Origin of the sequence: Pantoea sp. At-9b (assembly GCF_000175935.2) — a bacterium.
In the GTDB taxonomy this organism is placed as follows: Bacteria; Pseudomonadota; Gammaproteobacteria; order Enterobacterales; family Enterobacteriaceae; genus Pantoea.
Genome location: NC_014837.1, coordinates 3,523,984 through 3,548,800, shown reverse-complemented (window position 1 = coordinate 3,548,800; position 24,817 = coordinate 3,523,984). Strand labels below are relative to the sequence as shown.

8 protein-coding genes are annotated in these 24,817 nt (G+C 59.0%); 7 read left to right on the top strand and 1 reads right to left on the bottom strand.

Going from position 1 to position 24,817, the window contains the following annotated elements; genetic code table 11:
• Positions 1–126: 126 nt before the first annotated feature.
• The 6 genes from PAT9B_RS16215 to PAT9B_RS16190 all read left to right on the top strand — a co-directional run bounded on the left by PAT9B_RS16215 (position 127) and on the right by PAT9B_RS16190 (position 21,444).
• Positions 127–15,012 (top strand): Ig-like domain repeat protein, encoded by a 14,886-nt coding sequence (locus PAT9B_RS16215; protein WP_013510359.1) that lies wholly within the window; start codon positions 127–129, stop codon positions 15,010–15,012.
• Between the two features lie 167 nt (positions 15,013–15,179).
• The gene (locus PAT9B_RS16210; protein WP_223300486.1) at positions 15,180–16,538 is read left to right on the top strand and encodes a TolC family outer membrane protein; all 1,359 of its coding nucleotides are present in this window, start codon (positions 15,180–15,182) and stop codon (positions 16,536–16,538) included.
• Entirely contained in the window at positions 16,535–18,715 is a 2,181-nt protein-coding gene (locus tag PAT9B_RS16205; protein WP_013510357.1) for a type I secretion system permease/ATPase, read from the top strand. The genes PAT9B_RS16210 and PAT9B_RS16205 overlap by 4 nt, the downstream gene beginning before the upstream one ends.
• Positions 18,712–19,932 (top strand): HlyD family type I secretion periplasmic adaptor subunit, encoded by a 1,221-nt coding sequence (locus PAT9B_RS16200; RefSeq protein ID WP_013510356.1) that lies wholly within the window; start codon positions 18,712–18,714, stop codon positions 19,930–19,932. Before PAT9B_RS16205 ends, PAT9B_RS16200 begins: the two co-directional genes overlap by 4 nt.
• 145 nt (positions 19,933–20,077) lie before the next feature.
• Positions 20,078–20,998 carry an agmatinase gene (gene speB, locus PAT9B_RS16195; RefSeq protein WP_013510355.1) on the top strand — a complete coding sequence of 307 codons (921 nt, stop codon included), beginning with the start codon at positions 20,078–20,080 and terminating at the stop codon, positions 20,996–20,998.
• Positions 20,999–21,033: 35 nt separating this feature from the next.
• Positions 21,034–21,444, top strand: a complete 411-nt coding sequence (locus PAT9B_RS16190; protein ID WP_013510354.1) for a YidB family protein — start codon at positions 21,034–21,036, stop codon at positions 21,442–21,444.
• Positions 21,445–21,531: 87 nt separating this feature from the next.
• Here the strand turns inward: PAT9B_RS16190 and PAT9B_RS16185 are convergent, their stop codons facing one another.
• Entirely contained in the window at positions 21,532–22,287 is a 756-nt protein-coding gene (locus PAT9B_RS16185) for a M48 family metallopeptidase (protein ID WP_013510353.1), read from the bottom strand.
• A 274-nt stretch (positions 22,288–22,561) separates the two neighbouring features.
• Between PAT9B_RS16185 and tkt the strand changes: the two genes are divergently transcribed.
• Positions 22,562–24,553 carry a transketolase gene (gene tkt / locus PAT9B_RS16180; protein ID WP_013510352.1) on the top strand — a complete coding sequence of 664 codons (1,992 nt, stop codon included), beginning with the start codon at positions 22,562–22,564 and terminating at the stop codon, positions 24,551–24,553.
• The last annotated feature ends 264 nt before the right edge of the window (positions 24,554–24,817 follow it).

The following is a 24,817-nucleotide window of genomic DNA, read 5'->3' as shown; positions in this document are numbered from 1 at the left end:
ATCAGCATGTATGAGGTCGTCAAAGAGAAAGAGTGAATATCCAACGTTTATTCACTGGTGAGACCGGGATCTGCGGATTTCGGGCGTTTTTATGGATTCTAATAACCTCGGTGGAATATAGAGAAAATGAATAATATCTCAGTAACGCCTAAAGGAGGCACGATTGCCTCGCTGACTAATGGCAGCGAAGTGACGTTAGCGACTCCGAGCTTGGTTAAACTCAATCTGAATCAATCAGATATTAAATCTTACACACGCAATGGTAACGACCTGATTGTTACAACGAAGTCGGGTGAACATCTTGTTATTCATAATTTTTACGGCCCGAATGGCGAAAGTGACCTTGTGCTACAAGACGACAAGGGAGCTTTGTGGTGGGTGGAGAATCCCGGTGAAGATGGTTTCCAGTATGTTTCTATCGACAGCACCGATGGTCTGTTAGCAGAAAATACCACCCATGATGGCGCTATTGCCGCCTTTGGTATGGGAGGTGCGCTGCTGGCGGGGCTTGGCGCGATGTTTGCGGGTTCCACTGGCAGCGGCGGTTCCGAAGGGGGCAGCAATAACGCGGGCGGCGGCGATAACGGCGGTGGCGGCACCAATCCTGGTGGTGGCGGCACCAATCCCGGCGGCGGTGGTACCAATCCCGGCGGTGGCGGCGATACCACCGCACCCGGCACGGCCAGTAACCTTGTTCTGACCGATAATGTTGGCTCCATTCAGGGAGCGATTACCAGTGGCACCAGCACTGATGACAACACGCCGACCTTAAGCGGAACCGCTGAAGCAGGCAGCACCGTTAGCATTTACGACGGGTCGACCTTGCTGGGCACCGTAGTGGTCGGCGCAGATGGTACCTGGAGCTTTACCACACCAACCCTGGCGGATGGTTCTCATAGTCTCACCACGACGGTAACTGATGCTGCGGGTAACACCAGTGCCGCATCCGATCCGATCAATTTCACCGTCGATACCGTGCCTCCGGTGGCGGCCAGCGATGTGGTGGTGAGCGATAACGTCGGTGGCGTCCAGGGGCCACTCACCTCCGGTTCCTCTACCGATGACAACACGCCAACGTTAAGCGGTAAGGCGGAAGCGGGTTCTACGGTCAGTATTTACGATGGCACCACGCTGTTAGGTACGGTCACCGTTGGCAGCAATGGTGAGTGGACCTTCACTACACCGGTACTCAGCAATGGCAGCCACAGTTTAACGGTGACAGTGACGGATGCTGCGGGTAACGTCAGCGCCGCAACACCGCCGTTTAACCTGACGGTGGACGCTATTGCCCCGGCCACGACCACTTTGCAGATTACTGACGACAGTGGCAATACGCCCAAGTCGCTGGGCGATGGTGCCAGCACTCACGACACGACACCTGTCCTGAGCGGCCTGGCTACCGCGAATGCCGTTGTCATCTTGTATGACGGTACGACCGTCCTCGGCAGTGTGGTCGCTGGTAGCAATGGTCAGTGGACCTTTACCCCAACGGCGTTGGCCGATGGCTCGCATTCCTTCCATGCCACCATCACCGACGTTAACGGGAATGTCACCAACTCCAACATCATTCACATCACCATCGATACGGTTGCCCCAGAAAGCGCCGGTGATATCCAACTGAGCAACGATAATGGCAGCACCATTGTGCCGATCGTCTCGGGAGGAACGACAAACGATACCACCCCATTGCTGAGCGGCACGGCCGAACCGGGTAGCACAGTAACGATCTCCGATGGTGGCACGGTGTTGGGCACGGCAATCGTCGGTTCTGATGGTCACTGGAGCTTTAGCACGCCGACGTTGGGCGAGGGCAGCCATAGCCTGACCACCACGGTCACCGATGCGGCCGGTAATACCAGTTCTTCCTCCGCGCCTATCGATTTCACTGTGGATACGACGGCACCCGCAGCGGCCAGCGGACTGACCGTCACCGATAACGTCGGCGATAGTCAGGGACCGTTGACGTCAGGTGAACCAACGGATGACAACACGCCGACCCTGAGTGGACAAGCTGAACCGAATAGTCTGATCAGCGTGTACGACGGTACCACGCTGTTGGGACAGGCCATTACCGATGTGGATGGCAACTGGAGCTTCACCACCCCGGCGCTGACCAACGGTAACCACAGCCTGACCGTGACAGTGACCGATGCCGCAGGCAACGTCAGCCCGGCGACACCGGCGTTTGTTGTCAATGTGGATGCGGGTGTACCGCCTGCGACCAGCTCGCTGGAGGTGACTGACAACAATGGCACCACCTATGTGCAGTTGAGCAATGGTGCCAGCACCAACGACAATACGCCGGTTCTCAGCGGTCTCGCCACGGCGAACGCCATCATCACGTTGTATGACGGTAATACGCTCCTGGGCAGTGTGACGGCTGGTAGTGATGGTCAATGGAGTTTTACACCGGGTGTTCTGGACGATGGCTCCCATGCTTTCCATGCCCAGGTGGCAAATATCAATGGCAACATTACCGACACCGGCACCATCAATATCACCATTGATACGGTGGCTCCGGCAGCGGCAGGTGATTTGCAGCTGAACAACAACGACGGCAGCACCCTGGTGCCGGTGGCAGCGGGTGGCACCACCAACGACAGCTCGCCACAGTTGAGCGGCACCGCAGAACCGGGCAGCACCGTGACCATTTCGGATGGCAATACCGTGCTGGGTACGGCGACGGTCGGCCCTGATGGCAACTGGAGCTTCACCACCCCGGGCTTGACCGATGGCAGCCACAGCCTGACGACGACCGTGACGGATGCGGCGGGCAATAGCAGCCCGGCCTCCGATCCCATCAGCTTTACCATCGATACCGTACCGCCCGCAGCGGCCACTGGCCTGGTGGTAACCGACAACGTGGGTGACAGCCAGGGCGCGTTGACGTCCGGTGAGTCCACCGACGACAACACCCCGACGCTGAGCGGCCAGGCAGAACCCGGCAGTTTTGTCAGCGTCTATGACGGTAGCACGCTGCTGGGAACCGCAGCGGTCGGTGGCGATGGTAGCTGGAGTTTTACCACTTCTGCCCTGACTAATGGCAACCACAGCCTGACGGTCACGGTAACCGACGAAGCGGGTAACGTCAGTCTGGCCACCACGCCGTTCAATGTGAACGTTGAAGCCGGCATACCGCCTGCCACCAGCTCACTGGAGGTGACCGATGACAGTGGCAGCTCCCTTGTACAGCTGAGTGATGGTGCCAGCACGCACGACAATACACCTGTGCTGAGTGGCCTTGCCGGTGCGAATAACCTGATCACGCTGTATGACGGCACCACCGTGCTGGGCAGCGTCACCGCAGACAGCAATGGTCAGTGGAGCTTCACGCCGTCCACCCTGACCGATGGGGCGCATGCGTTCCATGCGGGGGTAACGGATAGCAATGGCAACACCACCGATACTGGCACCATCAATATCACCATCGATACCGTGGCGCCGGGAGCCGCAACTGACATCCAGCTGAGTAATGATGAAAGCGGTACCCCGGTTCCGATTGAACCGGGCAGTTCAACCAATGACAGCACGCCGGTAGTGAGCGGCGTCGCGGAGCCGGGCAGTACGGTTACGGTCTCTGATGGCTCAACGGTGCTTGGCACTGCCACGGCAGACGGTGACGGTAACTGGAGTTTCACCACGCCAACCTTGACTGATGGCAGCCATAGCCTGACCACCACCGTGACTGACCCGGCCGGGAATACCGGTCCGGCGTCCTCACCGATTGCGGTAACGGTTGATACCACTCCGCCAGCGGCTGCGGGTAATGTGCAGCTCAGCAATGACAGCAGCGGTACGCCAGTACCGATTGCCAATGGTGGCGCAACGAATGACACCACCCCGGTACTGAGCGGCACCGCAGAACCGGGCAGCACGGTGACGGTTTCTGACGGCAACACCGTGCTGGGTACGGCGACGGTGGATAGTAATGGCAATTGGAGTTACACCACCCCGACATTGGATCAGGGTAGCCATAGCCTGACCACCACGGTCACCGATCCGGCAGGTAACACCGGCTTGGCGTCGGCACCGGTGACTGTCACCGTTGATACCACGCCACCCGCAGCGGCCAGCGATCTGCAACTCAGCAATGATCTGAGCGGAACGCCAGTGCCGATTGCCGAGGGCGGCGTCACTAATGACACCACGCCGGTACTGAGCGGTAGCGGTGAGCCGGGCAGCACCGTGACCGTTTCTGACGGCAGCACGGTGCTGGGTACCGCGACAGTGGGCAGCGATGGTAACTGGAGTTTCACCACCACACCGTTGGCGGAAGGTGACCACAGCCTGACCACGACCGTGACCGACCCGGCGGGCAATACCGGTCCGGTATCCGATCCGGTAACCGTCACCATTGATACTACCGCTCCGGCGGTGGCGGGTGATGTGCAGCTCAGCAATGACAGCAGCGGTACGCCTGAGCCGATTGCCTCCGGTAGCGCCACCAATGACACGACACCGGTGCTGAGTGGCACGGCGGAAGTGGGCAGCATCATCACCGTTTCGGATGGCAACACGGTGTTGGGTTCCACAACCACCGATGGCGACGGTAACTGGAGTTTCACCACGCCGGAACTGGGTGATGGCGATCATAGCCTGACGGCGACAGCCACCGACCCGGCGGGTAACACCAGCCCGCCATCCCCGGCGATTGACTTCACTGTTGACACCGCGCCACCGGCGGCGGCGGCCGACTTGCAGCTCAGTAACGATGAAAGCGGCACGTCTGTCCCGATTGCTGCGGGCGGCACGACCAACGACACCACCCCGGTGTTAAGTGGTACGGCAGAGCCTGGTAGCACAGTCACCGTCTCTGATGGCGACACTGTGCTGGGCAGCACCACGGTCGGCAGCGACGGCAGCTGGAGCTTCACCACCCCGGCACTGGATGAAGGCGATCACAGCCTGACCACCACGGTCACCGATCCGGCAGGCAACACCGGTCCGGTATCCGATCCGGTTGCAGTCACCATTGATACCACCGCGCCGGCAGTGGCGGAGGATTTGCAGCTCAGCAACGACAGCAGCGGTACGGCAGTCCCGATTCCATCAGGCGGTGCCACCAACGACACCACGCCGGTATTGAGCGGTACGGCGGAAGCGGGCAGCACCGTGACCATCACCGATGGCAACACCGTGCTGGGAACCGCCACTGTCGATAACGATGGCAACTGGAGCTTCACCACGCCGGAACTGGGCCAGGGCGATCACAGCCTGACCACCACGGTCACCGATCCGGCAGGCAACACCGGTCCGGCATCGGATCCGATCGCGTTCTCGATTGATACGCAGCCTCCGGTGGCAGCAGCTGACCTGCAACTTAGCAATGACAGCAGCGGTACGCCTGTACCGATTGCGGCAGGGGGTGTCACCAACGACACCACGCCGGTTCTGAGTGGTACGGCGGAACCGGGTAGCACGGTCACCGTAGCGGATGGCAACACGGTACTGGGTAGTGCATTGGTAGACGGCGATGGTAACTGGAGCTTCACCACGCCAGCACTGGATGACGGCACGTATAACCTGACCACCACCGTCACCGATCCTGCGGGCAATAGCAGCCCGGCATCGGATCCGATTGCGATCACCATCGACACCTCGGCCCCGGCGATAGCAGAGGATATTCAGCTCAGTAACGACAACAGCGGCACCCTGGTGCCGGTCACCTCGGGTTCCACCAACGACACCACGCCAGTATTGAGTGGTACGGCCGAGCCGGGCAGCACCGTCACCGTGTCAGATGGTGATACGGTACTGGGTACCGCCATTGTCGGCACCGATGGCAACTGGAGCTTTACCACCCCGACGCTGGATGAGGGCGATCATAGCCTGACCACCACCGTCACCGATGCCGCAGGCAACACCGGCCTGGCCTCCGATCCGATCGACTTCACTGTAGATACCAGCGCGCCCAATCCGGTCACCAACCTGACGGCGCAAAACGACGATGGCGATACGCTCAACGGCCTGACCAATGACAGCACCCCGATTCTGAGCGGTACGGCGGAAGCGGGCAGCATCATCACCATTTACGACAATATGGCGGTGATTGGTACGGCACAGGCGGATGCGGTGACCGGCATCTGGAGCTACACCACGCCGACGCTGACCGATGGCGACCATAACCTGATGGTGACCGAGACCGATGCGGCAGGTAACGTCAGTGCGCCGAGTAATATGGTGGCGCTGACGGTGGATACCACCGCACCGGAAGCGGCCAGTTTTGCCCTCAACAACAATAACGGTACGAGTGATGTGCCGATTGCCAATGGCGGCATTACCAATGACAACTCGCCGGAGCTGAGTGGTACGGCAGAGCCGAATAGCGTGATCACCATTTACGATGGCGAGGATGCGATTGGCAGCGTAATCACTGATGGCAGTGGCAACTGGAATTACATCACCACGCCATTGCTGGATGGCAGCCATGCGCTGAGTATCACGGTGACCGATGCGGCAGGTAACACTGGCCCATCATCGACGGTGGTGAATTTCGAGATCGACACCGTTGCGCCGGATCCGGTAACGGATCTGGCTGTTAATAACAACGAGGGCAGCACGCTGGTGCCGATCACCGAAGGCACCCTCACCAATGATGCGACGCCAGAACTGACCGGCACCGCAGATGCGGGCAGCATTATCAACGTCTATGACGGCAACACCCTGCTGGGTTCGACTTCCGTGGGAGCCGACGGCAGTTGGTCATTTACGACGCCTGATCTTGGTCAAGGCGGACACAGCCTGAGTGTCACCGTGAGCGATGTCGCAGGTAACACCAGCGCTAACTCAACGACGATCGATTTCACGGTCGACAGCGTAGCGCCAGATGCCGCACAGGATCTGCAACTGACCAATGACGCCACCGACACCCCGATCGCAGCGGGCGGTGCCACCAATGACACCACGCCGGTCCTGAGTGGTATCGCGGAAGCGAACGGTATCATCACCGTCTCAGATGGCGACAACGTGCTCGGTACCGCCCTCGTGGATAGCGACGGTAACTGGAGCTTCACCACACCGGCACTGACCGATGGCGTGCACAGCCTGAGCGTGACCGTCACCGATCTGGCGGGTAACGTCAGTGTGGCGAGCGATCCGGTGACGGTGACCATCGATACTGTCGCACCGACGGTGGGGAGTCTCGCCCTGAGCAACGATGCGGGCAGCACGCCGGAAACCATCCCGGATGGCGGCCTGACCAACGACAGGACACCGGTGCTGAGCGGTAGCGGGGAAGAGGGTGATGTGATCACCATTTCCGACGAGAATGGCGTATTGGGTTCTCTGACAGTTGGCGCAAGCGGAACCTGGAGCTTCACCTCGGCCGTTCTGGCCGATGGCACGCATACCTTTAGCGTCACGGCGATGGATACCGCTGGCAACGTCAGCGCCCCTGTCACCATCGGCGTAGTGGTGGACGCCAGCGCACCGGCCGAAGCCAGCGATGTTACGCTCAGCAATGACAACGGTGCGACGCCGGTTGCTATCGCGGATGGCGGCATTACCAACGACACTACACCGTTCCTCAGCGGCAATGCGGAACCCGGCAGCATCGTGACCATTCTGGATGGCACCACGGTGCTGGGGAGTGCTGCGGTTAACGGTAGCGGGCAGTGGGGCTTTAGCGTTCCGGCGCTCAGTAATAGCGAGCACAGCCTGACGGTGACCGTGACCGATGCGGCGGGTAACACCAGCCCGGCGACGGCCCCGATCACCTTTACCGTGGACAACCAGGCACCGGAACCGTCTTCACTGGTGGTAAGCAACGACAACGGCAGCACACCGGTTCCGTTGCCGGATAATGCGATCACCAACGACAACACGCCGTTGCTGACCGGGGTAGCGGAAGCGGACAGCCTCATCACCCTGTACGACGGCACCACGGCGATTGGTTCTGTCCGGGCTGACGGCGACGGCAACTGGAGTTTCAACTCTCCAACGCTGACCGATGGCACCCATATCCTGACCGCCACCGCTACCGATGTGGCGGGCAACGTGAGCACGGCATCCACCGCCGTGACCATTCAGGTGGATGCGACGGCACCAGAACCGGTCAGCAATCTGTTGTTGCAAAACAACAACAGCGACCCAGCGGTCACCATCGCCGATGGAGGCACTACCAACGACAATACCCCGGAACTCAGCGGTACGGCAGAACCGGGCAGCACCGTGAGCATCTATGATGGCACGACACTGCTCGGGACGGCGCCGGTGGATGGCGATGGTAACTGGAGCTACACCACCACCACGCTGTCGAATGCCAGCCATACGCTGAATGTCACCGTCACCGATGACGCCGGTAACGTCAGTTCAACCTCGTCCGTTACCGTCACCATCAACACCGTGGCACCGGACCCGGTCGGCAGTTTCGCCATTTACGACAACGACGGCACCACGCCAGTGCTGATTGCCAACAATGGCTCCACCAACGACGACACACCGGTGTTGCGCGGAACGGCCACGGCGGGCGACACGGTCAATATCTATCAGGATGATGTGTTAATCGGCAGTGCGACGGTAGGCAGTAACGGCGTGTGGCGCTTCGAGACCTCCAGCCTGACGGATGCTTCGTATAACTTCACGGTGACAGTGAGCGATGCGGCGGGGAATACCAGTGCTCCGTCGGCGGTCTACACCGTCACAATCGACACTGTCGCGCCAGACGCGGTGAGCGATCTGGTGGTCACTGACAATGTGGGCGCCAGCACTGGCCCGCTGACCAGTGGTGAAGTCACCGACGACAACACACCAACCTTGAGCGGCAGTGCTAATACCGGCGAAGTGGTGTCGATCTATGACGGCACCACCCTGCTCGGCACGGTGACGGCGGTAGACAATGCGTGGAGCTTCACACCGGATGCGCTGAGTAATGGCCCCCATAACTTCACCGTCACCGTGACGGATGCGGCTGGGAACGTCAGTGCTGCGGCACCTTCTCCGGCGTTTAGTCTCGATATCGAAGCCGGTATGCCGCCTGCCAGCAGTACGCTGGAGATCACCGATGATAGTGGTGCCATGCTGGTGCAACTGTCTGACGGGGCGGATACCAAGGACAATACGCCGGTGCTGAGTGGTCTGGCGGCCCAGGGCGATACCATTACCATCCATGATGGCGCGACCATCCTTGGATCGGTGGTGGTCACGGACGCCAGCGGCCAGTGGACCTTCACACCGTCACCGGCACTGACTGATGGACAACATGCGCTGTTTATCACCACGCTTGATGCCTCAGACAATCCGGGGGCGACGTCGGCCACCATCAATATCACCGTGGATACATCGGCTCCGGCCGCAGTGACAGACATGGTGGTCAGCAACGACAACGGCACCACGCCGGTTGAGATCCCGAATGGGGGTACGACTAACGACAGCACACCGCTGTTGACGGGTACGGCAGAGGCCAATGCGGTGGTCACCATCTACGATGGCACTACCGTGGTGGGGTCGACCACCGTCAATGCCTCGGGTGACTGGAGTTACAACACGCCAACCCTGAGCAACGGTACGCATACGTTGAGCGTCACGGTGAAAGACGCGGCGGGCAACGTCAGTACGGCGTCCTCTACTGTTACGGTGTCGGTGGATACGCATGCGCCAGCGGCTTCAACGCTGACCATCACCAACGATAACGCCACACCAAACGTGACGATACCGAACGGGGGATCGACCAACGACAATACGCCAGTGCTGAGCGGTACAGCCGAAGTGGGCAGCCGGGTCACCATCTCTGATGGCGGCACGGTGCTGGGCACCGTGATTGTCGGTGCCGGTGGCACCTGGAGCTATACCACCACCACCCTGATCGATGGCACGCATCCACTGAGCGTCACCGTGACGGACACTGCGGGGAACGTCAGCGGCACCACCTCGGCCACGGTGATTGTCGATACCGTGGCCCCGGCAGCGGTGAGCGGGCTGGCCGCCAGCAACAACAACGGCAGCACGCCGGTGGCGATTGCCAACAACGGCAGCACCAACGACAACACCCCGGCGGTAAGCGGTACGGCGGAAGCGGGCAGCAAAGTCTCGATTTACGATGGTACGACGTTGCTGGGCACCGTGACGGCAGGCAGTAACGGGGCATGGACCTTTACCACCTCAACGCTGGCGGACGGTCCTCATACCCTGAACGTGACGGCCACCGATGCGGCAGGCAACGTCAGCCCAACCGCGTCAGTCACACTGACAGTGGATACCGTCGCACCGACAGCGGTGACCAACCTTACGGTTAGTGACAACGTGGGTGCCAGTCAGGGTGCACTGACCAATGGGGCGGTGACGGATGACAACACACCGACCCTGAGCGGTACGGCAGAGGCGGGTACGGTAGTCACCATCTACGATGGCAGCACGGTACTGGGTTCAGTGACCGCCGGAACCGGCGGTGCCTGGAGCTTCACCACCAGCGCGCTGAGTGAAGGTACGCATCCGTTGAGCGTGACGGTGAAAGATGCGGCGGGTAACGTCAGCCCGTCATCCTCAACCTTCACCATCACGGTGGATACGGTGGCACCAGCGGCTTCAACGCTGACCATCACCAATGATAACGCCACACCAAACGTGACGATACCGAACGGGGGATCGACCAACGACAATACGCCAGTGCTGAGCGGTACAGCCGAAGTGGGCAGCCGGGTCACCATCTCTGATGGCGGCACGGTGCTGGGCACCGTGATTGTCGGTGCCGGTGGCACCTGGAGCTATACCACCACCACCCTGAGCGATGGCACGCATCCACTGAGCGTCACCGTGACGGACACTGCGGGGAACGTCAGCGGCACCACCTCGGCCACGGTGATTGTCGATACCGTGGCCCCGGCAGCGGTGAGCGGGCTGGCCGCCAGCAACAACAACGGCAGCACGCCGGTGGCGATTGCCAACAATGGCAGCACCAACGACAACACCCCGGCGGTAAGCGGTACGGCGGAAGCGGGCAGCAAAGTCTCGATTTACGATGGTACGACGTTGCTGGGCACCGTGACGGCAGGCAGTAACGGGGCATGGACCTTTACCACCTCGACGCTGGCGGACGGTCCTCATACCCTGAACGTGACGGCCACCGATGCGGCAGGCAACGTCAGCCCAACCGCGTCAGTCACACTGACAGTGGATACCGTCGTGCCGACAGCATCGTCGCTGGTGGTCACTGCCGATAACGTGACGCCAAACGTCACCATACCGAGCGGTGGCTCTACCAACGACAACACGCCAACGCTGAGCGGTACGGCAGAGGCGGGTGCGGTAGTCACCATCTACGATGGCAGCACGGTACTGGGTTCAGTGACCGCCGGAACGGGCGGTGCCTGGAGCTATACCACCAGCACCCTGAGCAACGGCACCCATCCGCTGAGCGTGACGGTGAAAGATGCGGCGGGCAACGTCAGCCCGGCATCAGCCACTGTCTCGGTGATTGTCGATACGGTGGCACCAGCGGCTTCAACGCTGACCATCACCAACGATAACGCCACACCAAACGTGACGATACCGAACGGGGGATCAACCAACGACAATACGCCAGTGCTGAGCGGTACAGCCGAAGTGGGCAGCCGGGTCACCATCTCTGATGGCGGCACGGTGCTGGGCACCGTGATTGTCGGTGCCGGTGGCACCTGGAGCTATACCACCACCACCCTGAGCGATGGCACGCATCCACTGAGCGTCACCGTGACGGACACTGCGGGGAACGTCAGCGGCACCACCTCGGCCACGGTGATTGTCGATACCGTGGCCCCGGCAGCGGTGAGCGGGCTGGCCGCCAGCAACAACAACGGCAGCACGCCGGTGGCGATTGCCAACAATGGCAGCACCAACGACAACACCCCGGCGGTAAGTGGTACGGCGGAAGCGGGCAGCAAAGTCTCGATTTACGATGGTACGACGTTGCTGGGCACCGTGCCGGCAGGCAGTAACGGGGCATGGACCTTTACCACCTCGACGCTGGCGGATGGTCTCCATACCCTGAATGTCACCGCCACCGATGCGGCAGGCAACGTCAGCCCGACCGCTTCGGTCACCCTGACGGTGGATACGGCGGCACCGGCGGCATCGACGCTGACCATCACTGCGGATAACGTCACGCCGAACGTGACGGTGCCGAGCGGTGGTTCCACCAACGACAACACGCCAACCCTGAGCGGTACGGCGGAAGTGGGTGCTGTGGTCACCATCTCCGATGGCAGCACGGTGTTGGGTTCCGTCACCGTGGGGGCAGGCGGTAGCTGGAGCTTCACCACCAGCACTCTGAGCAATGGCACCCATCCGCTGAGCGTAACGGTGAAAGACACCGCCGGTAACGTCAGCGGTACCACCTCGGCCACCATCACGGTGGATACCGTGGCACCAGCGGCGTCAACGCTGGTGATCACCAACGATGTCACCAACACGGTGGTGCCGAGCGGCGGTTCGACCAACGACACCACGCCTACCCTGAGCGGTACGGCGGAGGTCGGCAGCAAAGTCACCATCTATGACGGCAGCACGGTACTGGGCACGCTGACGGTTGGCGGCGCAGGCACCTGGAGCTTCACCACCGCCACCCTCAGCAACGGTACGCATCCGCTGAGCGTGACGGTGACCGATGCGGCAGGTAACGTCAGCGGCACCACCTCGGCCAGCGTGATCATCGATACCGTCGCGCCTGCGGCCGTGGCCGGACTGACCGCCAGCAATAACAACGGCAGTTCGCCGGTCGCCATCGCCAACAACGGCATCACCAACGACAGCACGCCGTTGCTGAGTGGTACGGCGGAAGCCGGGGCGAAAATCAGCATCTACGATGGATCGACCTTGCTGGGCACCACCACGGCAGGCAGCAACGGGGCGTGGAGTTTCGTTACGTCAACCTTGAGTAACGCGACGCATACCCTGAACGTCACCGCGACCGATGCGGCGGGCAACGTCAGCCCGACTGCGTCAGTCACCATCACCGTGGACACCGTGGCACCCACGGCCTCGACGCTGACCATCACCAACGACTCGGTCACGCCAAACGTCACCGTGCCGAATGGTGGCTCGACCAAAGACAACACCCCGGTGTTGAGCGGTACGGCAGAAGTGGGCAGTCGTGTCACCATCTACGATGGCGCGACGATTCTGGGCAGTCTCACGGTGGGAGCCTCCGGTAGCTGGAGTTTCACCACCGCCACCCTGACCGATGGCTCACATCCGTTAAGCGTGACGGTCACTGACACCGCAGGGAACGTCAGTGCCACCACCTCTGCGACGGTGATTATTGATACCGTCGCACCGGTCGCGCCAACCGGTCTGGCGGTGAACGATGCGGGCACGACGCTAACCGGTACGGGTGAAGCAGGCGATACCGTCACGGTGAAAGATGCAGGGGGTAACACCATCGGCACGGGCACCGTCGCCAGCAATGGTAGCTTCTCCATCACCTTGACCACGGCGCAGACCACCGGTGCAACGCTGTCGGTCATCCAGACCGATCTCGCCGGTAACACCTCGCCGACCGCTACCGTGTTGGGTGCAATCAAAGTGGTGGCAGTGAACGATGTCACCGAGCTGGATTACTCCACCACCACCGGTACCGTCACTAACGCAACCGGAACCTATAACACCGGTAATGCGTTGTTGAGTGTTAACCTGGGAAGTTTGCTGGGTGTCGGTGTGCTGAGTAGCTCCAACGCCTACATCTTTAACGTAGGTTCGGGCGATACCCGCACCGTGACGTTGAAGGCGTCGGAAACCAGCCTGATTTCCCTGATCGGTACTTACTCGCTGTATTTGTATCAGCAGCAGTCGGACGGTTCGTGGAAGGTGGTGTCCACCACGACGAACTACATCTCCACCACGATCCTGTCGTTGCTGACGCAAACCGGTGGCAACATCACCTATAGCAACCTGGGAAGTGGGACTTACGCCGTGGTGTTGGGTGCCAGCAGTGGTATCAGCGTATTGCCATCGACCAGCGTGACCACCATCTCGGATATCACCACCATCGCGGCGACCGTGGCAGCGACGGTCACCGGTAACCTGCTCACCAACGATACCAGTTCGGTGGCCGGTACGGTGCCGGCAGGTACGGCAGTGACGTCAGTGTCCGGGCATACGGTGACCAGCAGTACCACCACGTCCATCACGACGGCCTACGGTACGCTGACCATCGATTCGCACGGGAACTACACCTATACGCTGAAAGCGGGACTGGATGCAGGCACGTTGCCCGCATCGGACACCTTCAGCTATTCGGTGACAGACTCCCACGGCACTGTGACCACCGCCACGCTGACGGTTGATCTGGCGCATGCCAGCACCGCGTCGTTGCTGTCCGTCAACAGCCTGTTCGCGGAAACCACCACCACGACCGAGAGTGATCATTCGGTGACCGGCAGCATCTGGGCCGACAGCACGACCAGCCACACCGGTACGCTGACCATCATCAATGAACACGGTGATTCCACGACTGTGAGCAGCAGTGGTAACACCCTGGTGACTGGCGATTACGGTACGTTGAGCATCGCCGCCAACGGTAGCTACACCTATGCGTTGAGTGCTGACATTAACGTGCAGGACATCACGCATAAGGAGGTCTTTAGCTATAGCCTGGCGTCGACCGACGGCACCATTACCACCAACTCGTTCACCATTGAATTGCATCCGACCATTACCGGCACTTCAGGTTCGGATTCAATCACCAGTAGCGCCTATGACGACACCATCACCTCGGGTGCCGGAACTGACACGCTGGTCTACCACTTGTTGAACGCGGCGGATGCCACCGGGGGTAACGGACACGATACCTGGACTGATTTCTCGGTCGCAAATGGCGACAAGATTGACGTCAGTAACCTGCTTATTGGTTGGAATGATGACACAAGTAACGTTAATGATTTCGTGAAAGTGGATCATACCGCTGATGGCAGCACCGTGGTTTCAATTGACCGTGACGGTACTGGAACGGCCTACAGCAGCACCCAGTTGGTGACACTGGAAGGCACTAACGCATCACTGGAGGAGTTGCTGCAACAACCGCACCAGAATCACACGGCGTAACCCTTGTTATCTAAGGCAGGATGCACTCAGGGCACAGGATGTGCCCCTTTCTCTTAATGACTGGTGGAGTATCGATGGACCTGATGCAATCAAGCGCAATATATCGCCGTTCCTGGAAGCTCAGCGTTTTCTGTGCTGGCATCGCTTTTTTCTCTCAATCACAATCAATGGCGGCTGACGACGCGCTAACTAAAGCCGGTCGCATTACCACCCAAGGTCTGTCACAACAGCAGGATCTGCCCTCATTAACCGGCGAAGTTGCCGAACCCGCACTGAACCATATTCCCGACACCCTGACGCTCAATCAGGCGGTACAACGCGCGGTGCACTGGCATCCGGATATCGCTGAAGCCGTGGGAAAATTGCTGGAGCAAGCCAATCAGGTCGATGTGGCGAAGGCAAAATATTATCCACAGGTGAGTGCCGGGATGAATAACGGCTACTCCAATACCTATACCGAAAAGGGCTACAGTCCCTCGTTTGTCCTGTCGGTATCCCAGATGCTGTATGACTTCGGTAAGGTCAGCAGCTCGGTGAGATCGGCGGAAGCCGGTGTCGCTGAAGAGCAGGCCAACGTGCTGGTCAGCATTGATACGGTGGCGCATGACACGGCAGCCGCGCTCATCGAAGTACAGGGTTTTCAGCAACTGGTGATCATCGCGCAACAACAACTGGCTTCGCTGAATAAAATTGGTGATTTAGCCAGGCAGCGCAATGATGAAGGGGCGGCGTCCCTTTCTGATGCTACGCAAACCGATGCCCGTATTGAAGGTGCGCGCAGCACCCTGACGCAGTATCAGGCCAATCTGGATCGCTGGCGTGCCACGCTGGCAACCTATCTTGGCTGGCCAACGGTCAATAAAGTCAGTGATGATTTCCCGGCCAAATTGATGCGTTCCTGCCAGTCGTCTCAGGCCGAAGATCGTCTGATTCCGGCAGTGCTGTCCGCCTGGGCTGCGGCCAATCAGGCGCAGGCCAAACTGGATAACGCCAATGCGCAGATGCTGCCAACCATCTCACTCGAACCTGAAGTGACGCATTATCTCAACAATCACTATGCCAGCAGCGAAACGCTGGATCGCACCCAGTATTCCGCCTGGGTGAAGGTCGAGATGCCGATCTATCAGGGCGGGGGAATGAGCGCCAGTCGTGATGCCGCGGCCAATGCTCTCAGCGCGGCCAATGCGGCAGTGAACTCGGCACGGCTTAAAGCGCGCCAGCAGTTGAGTGAATCGCAGAATACCTCGCAAAGCCTGGCGCTGAGCCTCAACATTTTGGGACGACAGCAGCAGCTGACGGAGAAAACGCAGCAACTCTACCAGGACCAATATTTGCAGCTTGGCACGCGCCCGCTGCTTGACGTGCTGAACGCCGAACAGGAGGTCTACCAGACCCGTTTTACGCTTCAGCAAACCATCAGTCAGTTACGCTCACTGCAGCTCGATTGCCTCTACAGCACCGGGCATATGCGGTCGGCGTTTGCTCTGAATAATCAGCGCATCCAGTCCGTGGAGATCCAGCCATGACGCAACTGCAGATTCCCGAAACCCCCGGTGCCAAACCCGACCATGCGGAAGGCGGTGTGCCGTTACAGGGATGGGCGACGGCGATCATCCAGATCGCCACCCATTATCGTTTACCCTGCTCGCCGGGCATGATCCTGGCCTCCAGCGAATGGCAGGGCAAACAGACGCGCGATAAGGCGCTGCGCCATCTGGCGCGACAGGCGGGCTTGTCGTTGCAATTATACGACGGTGAGAAATGGGAAGTGACCCACTGGCGATTGCCGTTGGCGGTCGAACTGAATGATGGTCAGGTCGGGGTGATTACGTCCTTCGATGGCGAAGACGAAGTGCGGGTGCACTTTGCCGGTGACGAACAGCCAACGCCGCTTTCCCTGCTGGCGTTGCTGGCGGAGGTCCGTTTTGCCGCGGCGTTTCGCCCGCTGGCACCCGCCAAAGACAGTCGGGTCGATCGTTATCTGGAAACCATCAAGCCGGACTGGCTGCGTCGTCTGGTACTGAAAGATCTGCGCCCTTACGGCTATGTGATGCTGGGATCTTTCCTGATCAACCTGCTGGCACTGGTCGGCATTATCTTCTCAATGCAGGTGTATGACCGGGTGATTCCGGCGCAATCCTATCCGACATTGTATGTCCTCTATATCGGCGTGATGATTTCGGTGGTGTTCACCTACATCCTGCGCGTCGGGCGTGACCATGTTACCGATCTGCTCGGGAAGCGTGCGGATATGCGCGTGTCAGACCGGGTGTTTGGTCATGCGTTGCGTCTGCGCAACAGCGCGGTACCGCGTTCGACCGGCACCTTTATCTCGCAGTTACGTGAACTGGAGGCGATTCGTGAAATGGTCACCTCCACCACGGTAACGGCGATTGTGGATATGCCGTTCTTCCTGCTGTTTTTACTGGTGATGGCGATCATTGCGCCGCAGTTGGCGTGGATCGCCCCGGTGGCGGTGATCCTGATGGTACTGCCGGGCCTGTTTATGCAGAAAAAACTGTCGAAACTGGCGCAGCAGGCGTTGAAAGAGTCGACGCTCCGCAACGCGGTACTGGTGGAGAGCGTGCAGGGGCTGGAGGACATCAAACTGATGCAGGCGGAAGATCGCTTCCTGCAACAGTGGAACAGCTACATCCGCATCACCGCGCAGTCCGGGGTCGAGACCCGTAAGGCGATGCACTCGCTGATTAGCTGGGGAGTCACTATCCAGGGGATGGTGTACGCCACGGTGATTGTGATTGGCGCTCCCATGGTGATTGATGGCGATATCACGACCGGTGCGATTGTGGCGGCGTCGTTGCTGTCATCGCGCATGATCGCGCCGATGGCAACGTTGTGCGGCGTGCTGGCGCGCTGGCAGCAGGTCAAAGCGGCGAAAACCAGCCTCGATGGTCTGATGTCGCTGCCAGTGGAAAACAGTACCGACGAAACCCGCATTCATTGCCCGGTGCTGTTTGGCAACTATCAGTTCAACGAGGCGATGTTCCGTTACTACAGCGATACGCTTACCGTCGCACTGCGCATTAACCGCCTGACGATCAAACAGGGGGAACGCATAGCGATACTGGGACGCAACGGGGCCGGTAAATCGACCATGTTGCAGGCGATGATCGGCGGTGTGGAGCTGATTGGTGGGGAATTGCTGCTGGATAACCTCAGCTTGCCGCATATCGATCTGGCGGATGTGCGGCGTAACGTCGGTCTGATGACGCAGAATGCGCGCTTGTTCCACGGCACCCTGCGGGAAAACCTGACCATGGGTGCTGCCCACGCTACCGATGACGCCATTTTTGCCGCGCTGGTGGTCAGCGGCGGGGCTGATTTTATCCATCGATTACCGCTCGGCCTCGATCATCCGGTAATGGAAGGGGGAGTCGGGTTATCGGGTGGACAGCGCCAGTCAGTGCTGCTGGCGCGCATGCTGTTGCGCGATCCTAATATCGTATTGCTGGATGAGCCAACCGCTTCGCTGGACGATCACACCGAAAAAGAGTTTATCGAACGGCTCGGGCTGTGGCTGAATGGCCGCACGCTGGTGGTTGCCACCCATCGGGCGGCGATCCTCGCGTTGGTGGATCGCATCCTGGTGCTGAAGGAGGGACAACTGGTGATGGATAGCCCGAAAGAGAATGCGCTGCCGCCACCGCGTGCTAACAATGCACGTCCGGAGGCCAACCCATGAAACAGTTACCTGGAAAATTGCGCCTGGTCGCGGCAGAAGGGGACTCCTCTGACGATCTGGCGGGCGATCTGCAATCGGAAACGCATTATTCCGGTGCCGTGCGGCTGATTGTCATCAGCGCTTTGTTATTGCTGGTCACCTGCGTGTGGGCATATTTTGGCGTGCTGGATGAAGTCTCCACCGGCACCGGCAAAGTGATCCCCAGTTCCCATGATCAGGTACTGCAATCGCTGGAAGGCGGCATCCTTGACGAAATCTATGTGCATGAGGGCAGCCACGTTGAAGCCGGTCAGGTGGTGGCAAAACTTGACCCGATCCGCTCGGAGTCGAGCGTCGGCGAAAGTGCGGCGCGCTATCGTGCGGCACTGGCGGCCAGTGCCCGTCTTAATGCTGAGGTCAACGATCTGCCGCTCAGCTTCCCGGCAGAGTTGAACAAGTTTCCTGACCTGATTGCGTCAGAAACCCGGTTGTACAAAACCCGCCGTGCGCAGTTGAAGGACTCAACCGCCCAGATCCAGCAATCGCTCAACCTCGCTAACCGCGAGCTGGCGATTACCGAACGCCTGGCGAAAACCGGCGCGGCCAGTAGCGTCGAAGTGTTGCGATTGCAGCGTGATAAATCTGACCTTGAGCTAAAAATGACCGATATGCGCTCGCAATATTACGTCCAGGCGCGTGAGGATTTGGCGAAAGCCACGGCTGAGGCGGATAGCTTGTTGCAGACGGTGAGAGGGCGTGAAGACACTGTCAGCCGCCTGACCATCCGTGCGCCGATGCGTGGCGTAGTGAAAGATATCAAGGTCACCACAGTGGGAGGCGTGATCCCGCCCAATGGTGAGCTGATGAACATTGTACCAATGGATGATCATCTGCTGATCGAGGCGCGCCTGTCACCACGCGATATCGCCTTTATTCACCCGGATCAGAAAGCGCTGGTGAAAATCTCCGCTTATGATTACTCGATCTATGGCGGTCTGGAAGGGGTCGTGGAGAGCATTTCACCGGATACCATTCAGGATGAGGTGAAGCCGGAAATTTACTACTACCGTGTGTATATCCGCACCGATCACGATTTTGTGCAGAACAAAGCCGGTAAACGTTTCTCGATCAGCCCCGGGATGGTTGCGACGGTTGATATCAAAACTGGCGAGAAGACCGTGATGGATTATCTGATTAAACCGTTTAACCGCGCCAAAGAAGCTCTGCGCGAACGTTAATTGCAGACAACGACAATCCTGGCGATAATCAGCAGCATCAAATCCCTTCCTCGTCGGGTTTAACGACGCGGAAGGGATTTTTTTTGGTCATATTTCACCTATAAACTTAATGTCACGCAGATTCAGGATATAAAGAGGACGATTTATGTATAACACCCTCGGCAATCAGTACGATAACTCACTGGTTTCGAACGCCTTCGGTTTCATGCGTTTCCCGGTTAATTTCCAGCCTTACGACAGCGACGCGGAGTGGGTGATCACTGGCGTACCTTTCGATGCCGCGACGTCGGGTCGTCCGGGCAGCCGTTTAGGGCCGGGTGCCATCCGTCAGATCTCCACTAACCTCGCCTGGGAAGGCTGCCGCTGGCCGTGGGACTTCGATCTGCGTCAGCGCCTCAACGTGGTGGATTGCGGCGATCTGGTGTACGCCTTCGGTGACTCTCAGGATCTGTCTGATAAATTGCAGGCCCATGCCGAGAAACTGCTGGCGAACGGCAAGCGTATGCTGACCTTTGGCGGTGATCATTACGTCACGCTGCCGTTGCTGCGTGCCCATGCCAAACACTTCGGCAAAATGGCGCTGGTGCATTTCGATGCGCACACCGACACCTACTCCAACGGCCCGACCTTTGACCACGGCACCATGTTCTTCACCGCGCCGAAAGAAGGTCTGATCGATCCGCAGCATTCCGTACAGATCGGTATCCGTACCGAGTTTGATAAGAGCCTCGGCTTTAACGTGCTGGATGCGGCGCAGGTCAACGATCGCAGCGTCGATGACATCCTGGCTGAAGTGAAGCGCACCGTGGGCGACCTGCCGGTGTATCTGACCTTTGATATCGACTGCCTTGATCCGGCCCATGCGCCTGGCACCGGCACGCCGGTGATTGGCGGTCTGACCACCGATAAAGCCACCAAGCTGATTCGTGGCCTGCAAGGGATGAACATCGTTGGGATGGACCTGGTGGAAGTCGCACCGGGTTACGATCACGCCGATCTCACCTCGCTGGCGGCGGCGACGCTGGCGCTGGATATGCTGCACGTGCAGGCGGCGAATAAGGGCTAAACTTACTGACGGTCAATTAATCTTCGGAGGTCACTATGGGCTTACTGGATGATTTAGTCGGATCGTTGGAAGGCGGCCAGGGGCAGGGCAGTCAACTGGGCCAGTTGCAGGCTATCTGGAGCTGGGTGCAGGAGCAGGGCGGTATTGAAGCGCTGCTGCATAAGTTTCAGCAGGGTGGGCTGGGCGACGTACTGGGTTCGTGGATTGGCACCGGCAACAATCAGCCGGTGGACAGTGGCGATATGCAGTCGGCGTTTGGTCAGCCGGAGTTGCAATCACTGGCGGATAAGCTCGGTACCGATGTACAGGGCGCGTCCGGCACCCTGGCGCTGCTGCTGCCGCAACTGATTGATAAAATGTCGCCGCAGGGTCAACTGGACGATCAGAGTTTGCATGATAATCAGTTGGATTTGGGGTCGATGGTCGATCAGCTGTTCAAGCGTTAGGTCAGTTCCCGTAGCGGCGCGATTTATCGCGCAATGCCGTGCATCGTGCCGGAAAAGACGCGCGATAAATCGCGCCGCTACGGTGCGTTATTTCCCGTCGGCAGCAATCCGGTCACGAATATGCTGCGCGCGCGCTGCGGAATCGGGGTGCGAATCCAACATCGAGCTTTGACGTCCCTGTTCCAGTTGCGCCAACTTTTCGAAGCTGGTCGCCAGCCCCATTGGATTGATGCCGCGCTTCTTCAGCAAATCATACGAATAATCATCCGCTTCTGATTCCTGCGTTTGTGAGAACTGCGCATTCACCAACTGCTCGCCCAGTTCCCCCAGTTGCGATTGGGATAACGAACCGATAACGCCTCCCATTGATGTTGCCGCGGTACGCGCCGCTGTGGTCGCGAAGGCCACCTGCATCGCTTTACGCGTATGACCCAGGGCGACATGGCCCATCTCATGACCCAACACCCCCTCGACCTCGTTATCGGTCATCATATCCATCAGGCCGCTGTAGACGCGGATGCAGCCATTCGCCATCGCCCAGGCATTCACATCTTTGGTCAGATAGACCTTATAGTTAGCTGGCACACCGTTGATGTTGTCACCCAGCGCTGCGCCGATTTTATTCAGGCGTTGCTGGTACTCACTGTTCGCCGGGGCGAGCTGATTATCCTTATCCATCTGCGCACAGGATTGATCGCTCAGCTGCTTCACCTGGTCGTCACTTAACGCATAAGCCTGATACGCCTGCGCGCCGGATTGCAGCAACGCATTGTTGTCGAATCCTTCACAGCCGCTCAACAAGGCAGCTATCCCAAAGGCAATGATGGTCGTTTGGATCTTCATTCCAGAATCCTCAGAGTAACAAGGTAGTAAAAACAAACACCTGAACTTGATGCCGGTGTTTAAACGCTTTGTTTATAGCCTGCAAGCGCTTTGCTGGCTAGCAGACAGCAGCTGAATTGCAACCTCTGACCACCAGATTTAGCACCCCGTAGCATGTACTTTTGCCCCGTTTTTCATGTACATTGATGTGCGACTTTTTCCTTGCTTCGCCTGATAGCTGATTAATTACAATAAGTTAGGAGCGGCGAAGTATTAATCCGACCTGGAGTAGAAAATGCCCTCTCGTAAAGAGCTTGCCAACGCCATTCGCGCGTTAAGTATGGATGCAGTACAGAAAGCCAAATCGGGACACCCTGGTGCGCCGATGGGCATGGCGGACATTGCCGAAGTGCTGTGGCGTGACTTCCTGAACCATAACCCGACCAACCCGCAATGGGCGGCACGCGACCGCTTTGTGCTGTCTAACGGCCACGGCTCGATGCTGATTTACAGCCTGCTGCACCTCACCGGTTACGATCTGCCGATGAGCGAGCTGCAGAACTTCCGTCAGCTGCATTCCAAAACTCCAGGTCACCCGGAATACGGCTACACCGCTGGCGTCGAAACCACCACCGGCCCGCTGGGTCAGGGCATTGCGAATGCCGTGGGCTTCGCGATCGCTGAGCGCACCCTTGCTGCGCAGTTCAACCGTCCGGGCCACGACATCGTGGACCACAACACTTACGTGTTTATGGGCGACGGCTGCATGATGGAAGGTATCTCACACGAGGTGTGCTCCATCGCTGGTACGCTGAAGCTGGGCAAACTGGTTGCCTTCTATGACGATAACGGCATCTCCATCGACGGTCACGTGGATGGCTGGTTCACCGACGACACCGCAAAACGCTTTGAAGCCTACGGCTGGCACGTGGTGCGCGGCGTGGACGGTCACGACGCCGACGCCATCAAAAAAGCGGTGGAAGAAGCCAAAGCCGTTACTGACAAGCCATCCCTGCTGATGTGCAAAACCATCATCGGTTTCGGTTCTCCGAACAAAGCCGGTACCCACGACTCCCACGGCGCACCGCTGGGCGACGCCGAAGTGGCGCTGACCCGCAAACAGCTGGGCTGGGACTACGCACCGTTCGAGATCCCGGCAGACATCTATGCGCAGTGGGATGCCAAAGAAGCAGGCAAAGCGAAAGAAGCGGCATGGGACGAGAAATTCGCCGCCTACGCTGCTGCGCACCCGGAACTGGCTGCCGAATTCAAACGTCGTATGAACAACGAACTGCCGGCCAACTGGGCAGAAGAGTCACAGAAATTTGTTGAGCAGTTGCAGGCCAATCCGGCGAAAATCGCCAGCCGTAAAGCCTCACAGAATGCCATCGAAGCCTTCGGCAAAATCCTGCCGGAATACCTCGGCGGTTCTGCGGACCTGGCACCGAGCAACCTGACCATGTGGTCCGGCTCGAAGCCGATCAACGAAGATGCAGCCGGTAACTACATCCACTACGGCGTGCGTGAATTCGGTATGACCGCGATTGCCAACGGTATCGCCCTGCACGGCGGTTTCCTGCCGTACACCGCTACCTTCCTGATGTTTGTGGAATACGCGCGTAACGCGGCACGTATGGCGGCGCTGATGAAGATCCGTCAAATCATGGTCTACACCCATGACTCCATCGGTCTGGGCGAAGACGGCCCGACGCACCAGCCGGTTGAGCAGATGGCCAGCCTGCGCACCACCCCGAACATGAGCCTGTGGCGTCCGTGTGACCAGGTGGAATCCGCCGTGGCGTGGAAATACGCCATCGAGCGCAAAGATGGCCCGAGCGCGCTGATCTTCTCCCGTCAGAACCTGGCGCAGCAGGATCGTAGCGCCGAGCAGCTGGCTAACGTGGCACGCGGTGGTTATGTGCTGAAGGATTGTGCCGGTCAGCCGGAACTGATCCTGATTGCCACCGGTTCAGAAGTGGAACTGGCGGTCGGTGCTTACGACCAGCTGACCACCGAAGGCCGCAAGGTACGCGTGGTTTCCATGCCGTCGACCGATGCGTTCGACAAACAGGATGCGGCTTACCGTGAATCCGTACTGCCGAAAGCGGTTGCTGCACGTGTGGCAATCGAAGCCGGTATCGCGGACTACTGGTTCAAATACACCGGCCTGAACGGTGCAATCGTCGGCATGACCAGCTTCGGTGAGTCAGCTCCGGCCGAGAAGCTGTTCGAAGAGTTTGGTTTCACCGTGGCCAATGTGGTCGCGACTGCGAAATCCATTCTGTAAGACCTGTGGGCGGCCTGGTGGCCGCCCAATTATTCCTCCAGTAATAATCTTAAATTGGCTGATTTTGTGACGTAGATCCAATAATCAGCAGCGCAGTTGATCACAATCATTCCTGTTATTCCTTCCTTGCTTTATCCTAGCTGAACCGTTTCAGTTGTGACGATATTGTCTCTTCCCGCTATCAGCAACGGGCAAGAATTCCCTGTACAAAATGGGATGAAACGCTCAGGCTATCGGCACGTTTTTTCAGGTGTGGTTGAAGGA

Excerpts from the sequence above, each read along its gene's own strand:
- PAT9B_RS16215 (WP_013510359.1), top strand. The coding sequence starts at position 127 with ATGAATAATATCTCAGTAACGCCTAAAGGAGGCACGATTGCCTCGCTG.
- PAT9B_RS16210 (WP_223300486.1), top strand. The coding sequence starts at position 15,180 with ATGGCGGCTGACGACGCGCTAACTAAAGCCGGTCGCATTACCACCCAA.
- PAT9B_RS16205 (WP_013510357.1), top strand. The coding sequence starts at position 16,535 with ATGACGCAACTGCAGATTCCCGAAACCCCCGGTGCCAAACCCGACCAT.
- PAT9B_RS16200 (WP_013510356.1), top strand. The coding sequence starts at position 18,712 with ATGAAACAGTTACCTGGAAAATTGCGCCTGGTCGCGGCAGAAGGGGAC.
- speB (WP_013510355.1), top strand. The coding sequence starts at position 20,078 with ATGTATAACACCCTCGGCAATCAGTACGATAACTCACTGGTTTCGAAC.
- PAT9B_RS16190 (WP_013510354.1), top strand. The coding sequence starts at position 21,034 with ATGGGCTTACTGGATGATTTAGTCGGATCGTTGGAAGGCGGCCAGGGG.
- PAT9B_RS16185 (WP_013510353.1), bottom strand. The coding sequence starts at position 22,287 with ATGAAGATCCAAACGACCATCATTGCCTTTGGGATAGCTGCCTTGTTG.
- tkt (WP_013510352.1), top strand. The coding sequence starts at position 22,562 with ATGCCCTCTCGTAAAGAGCTTGCCAACGCCATTCGCGCGTTAAGTATG.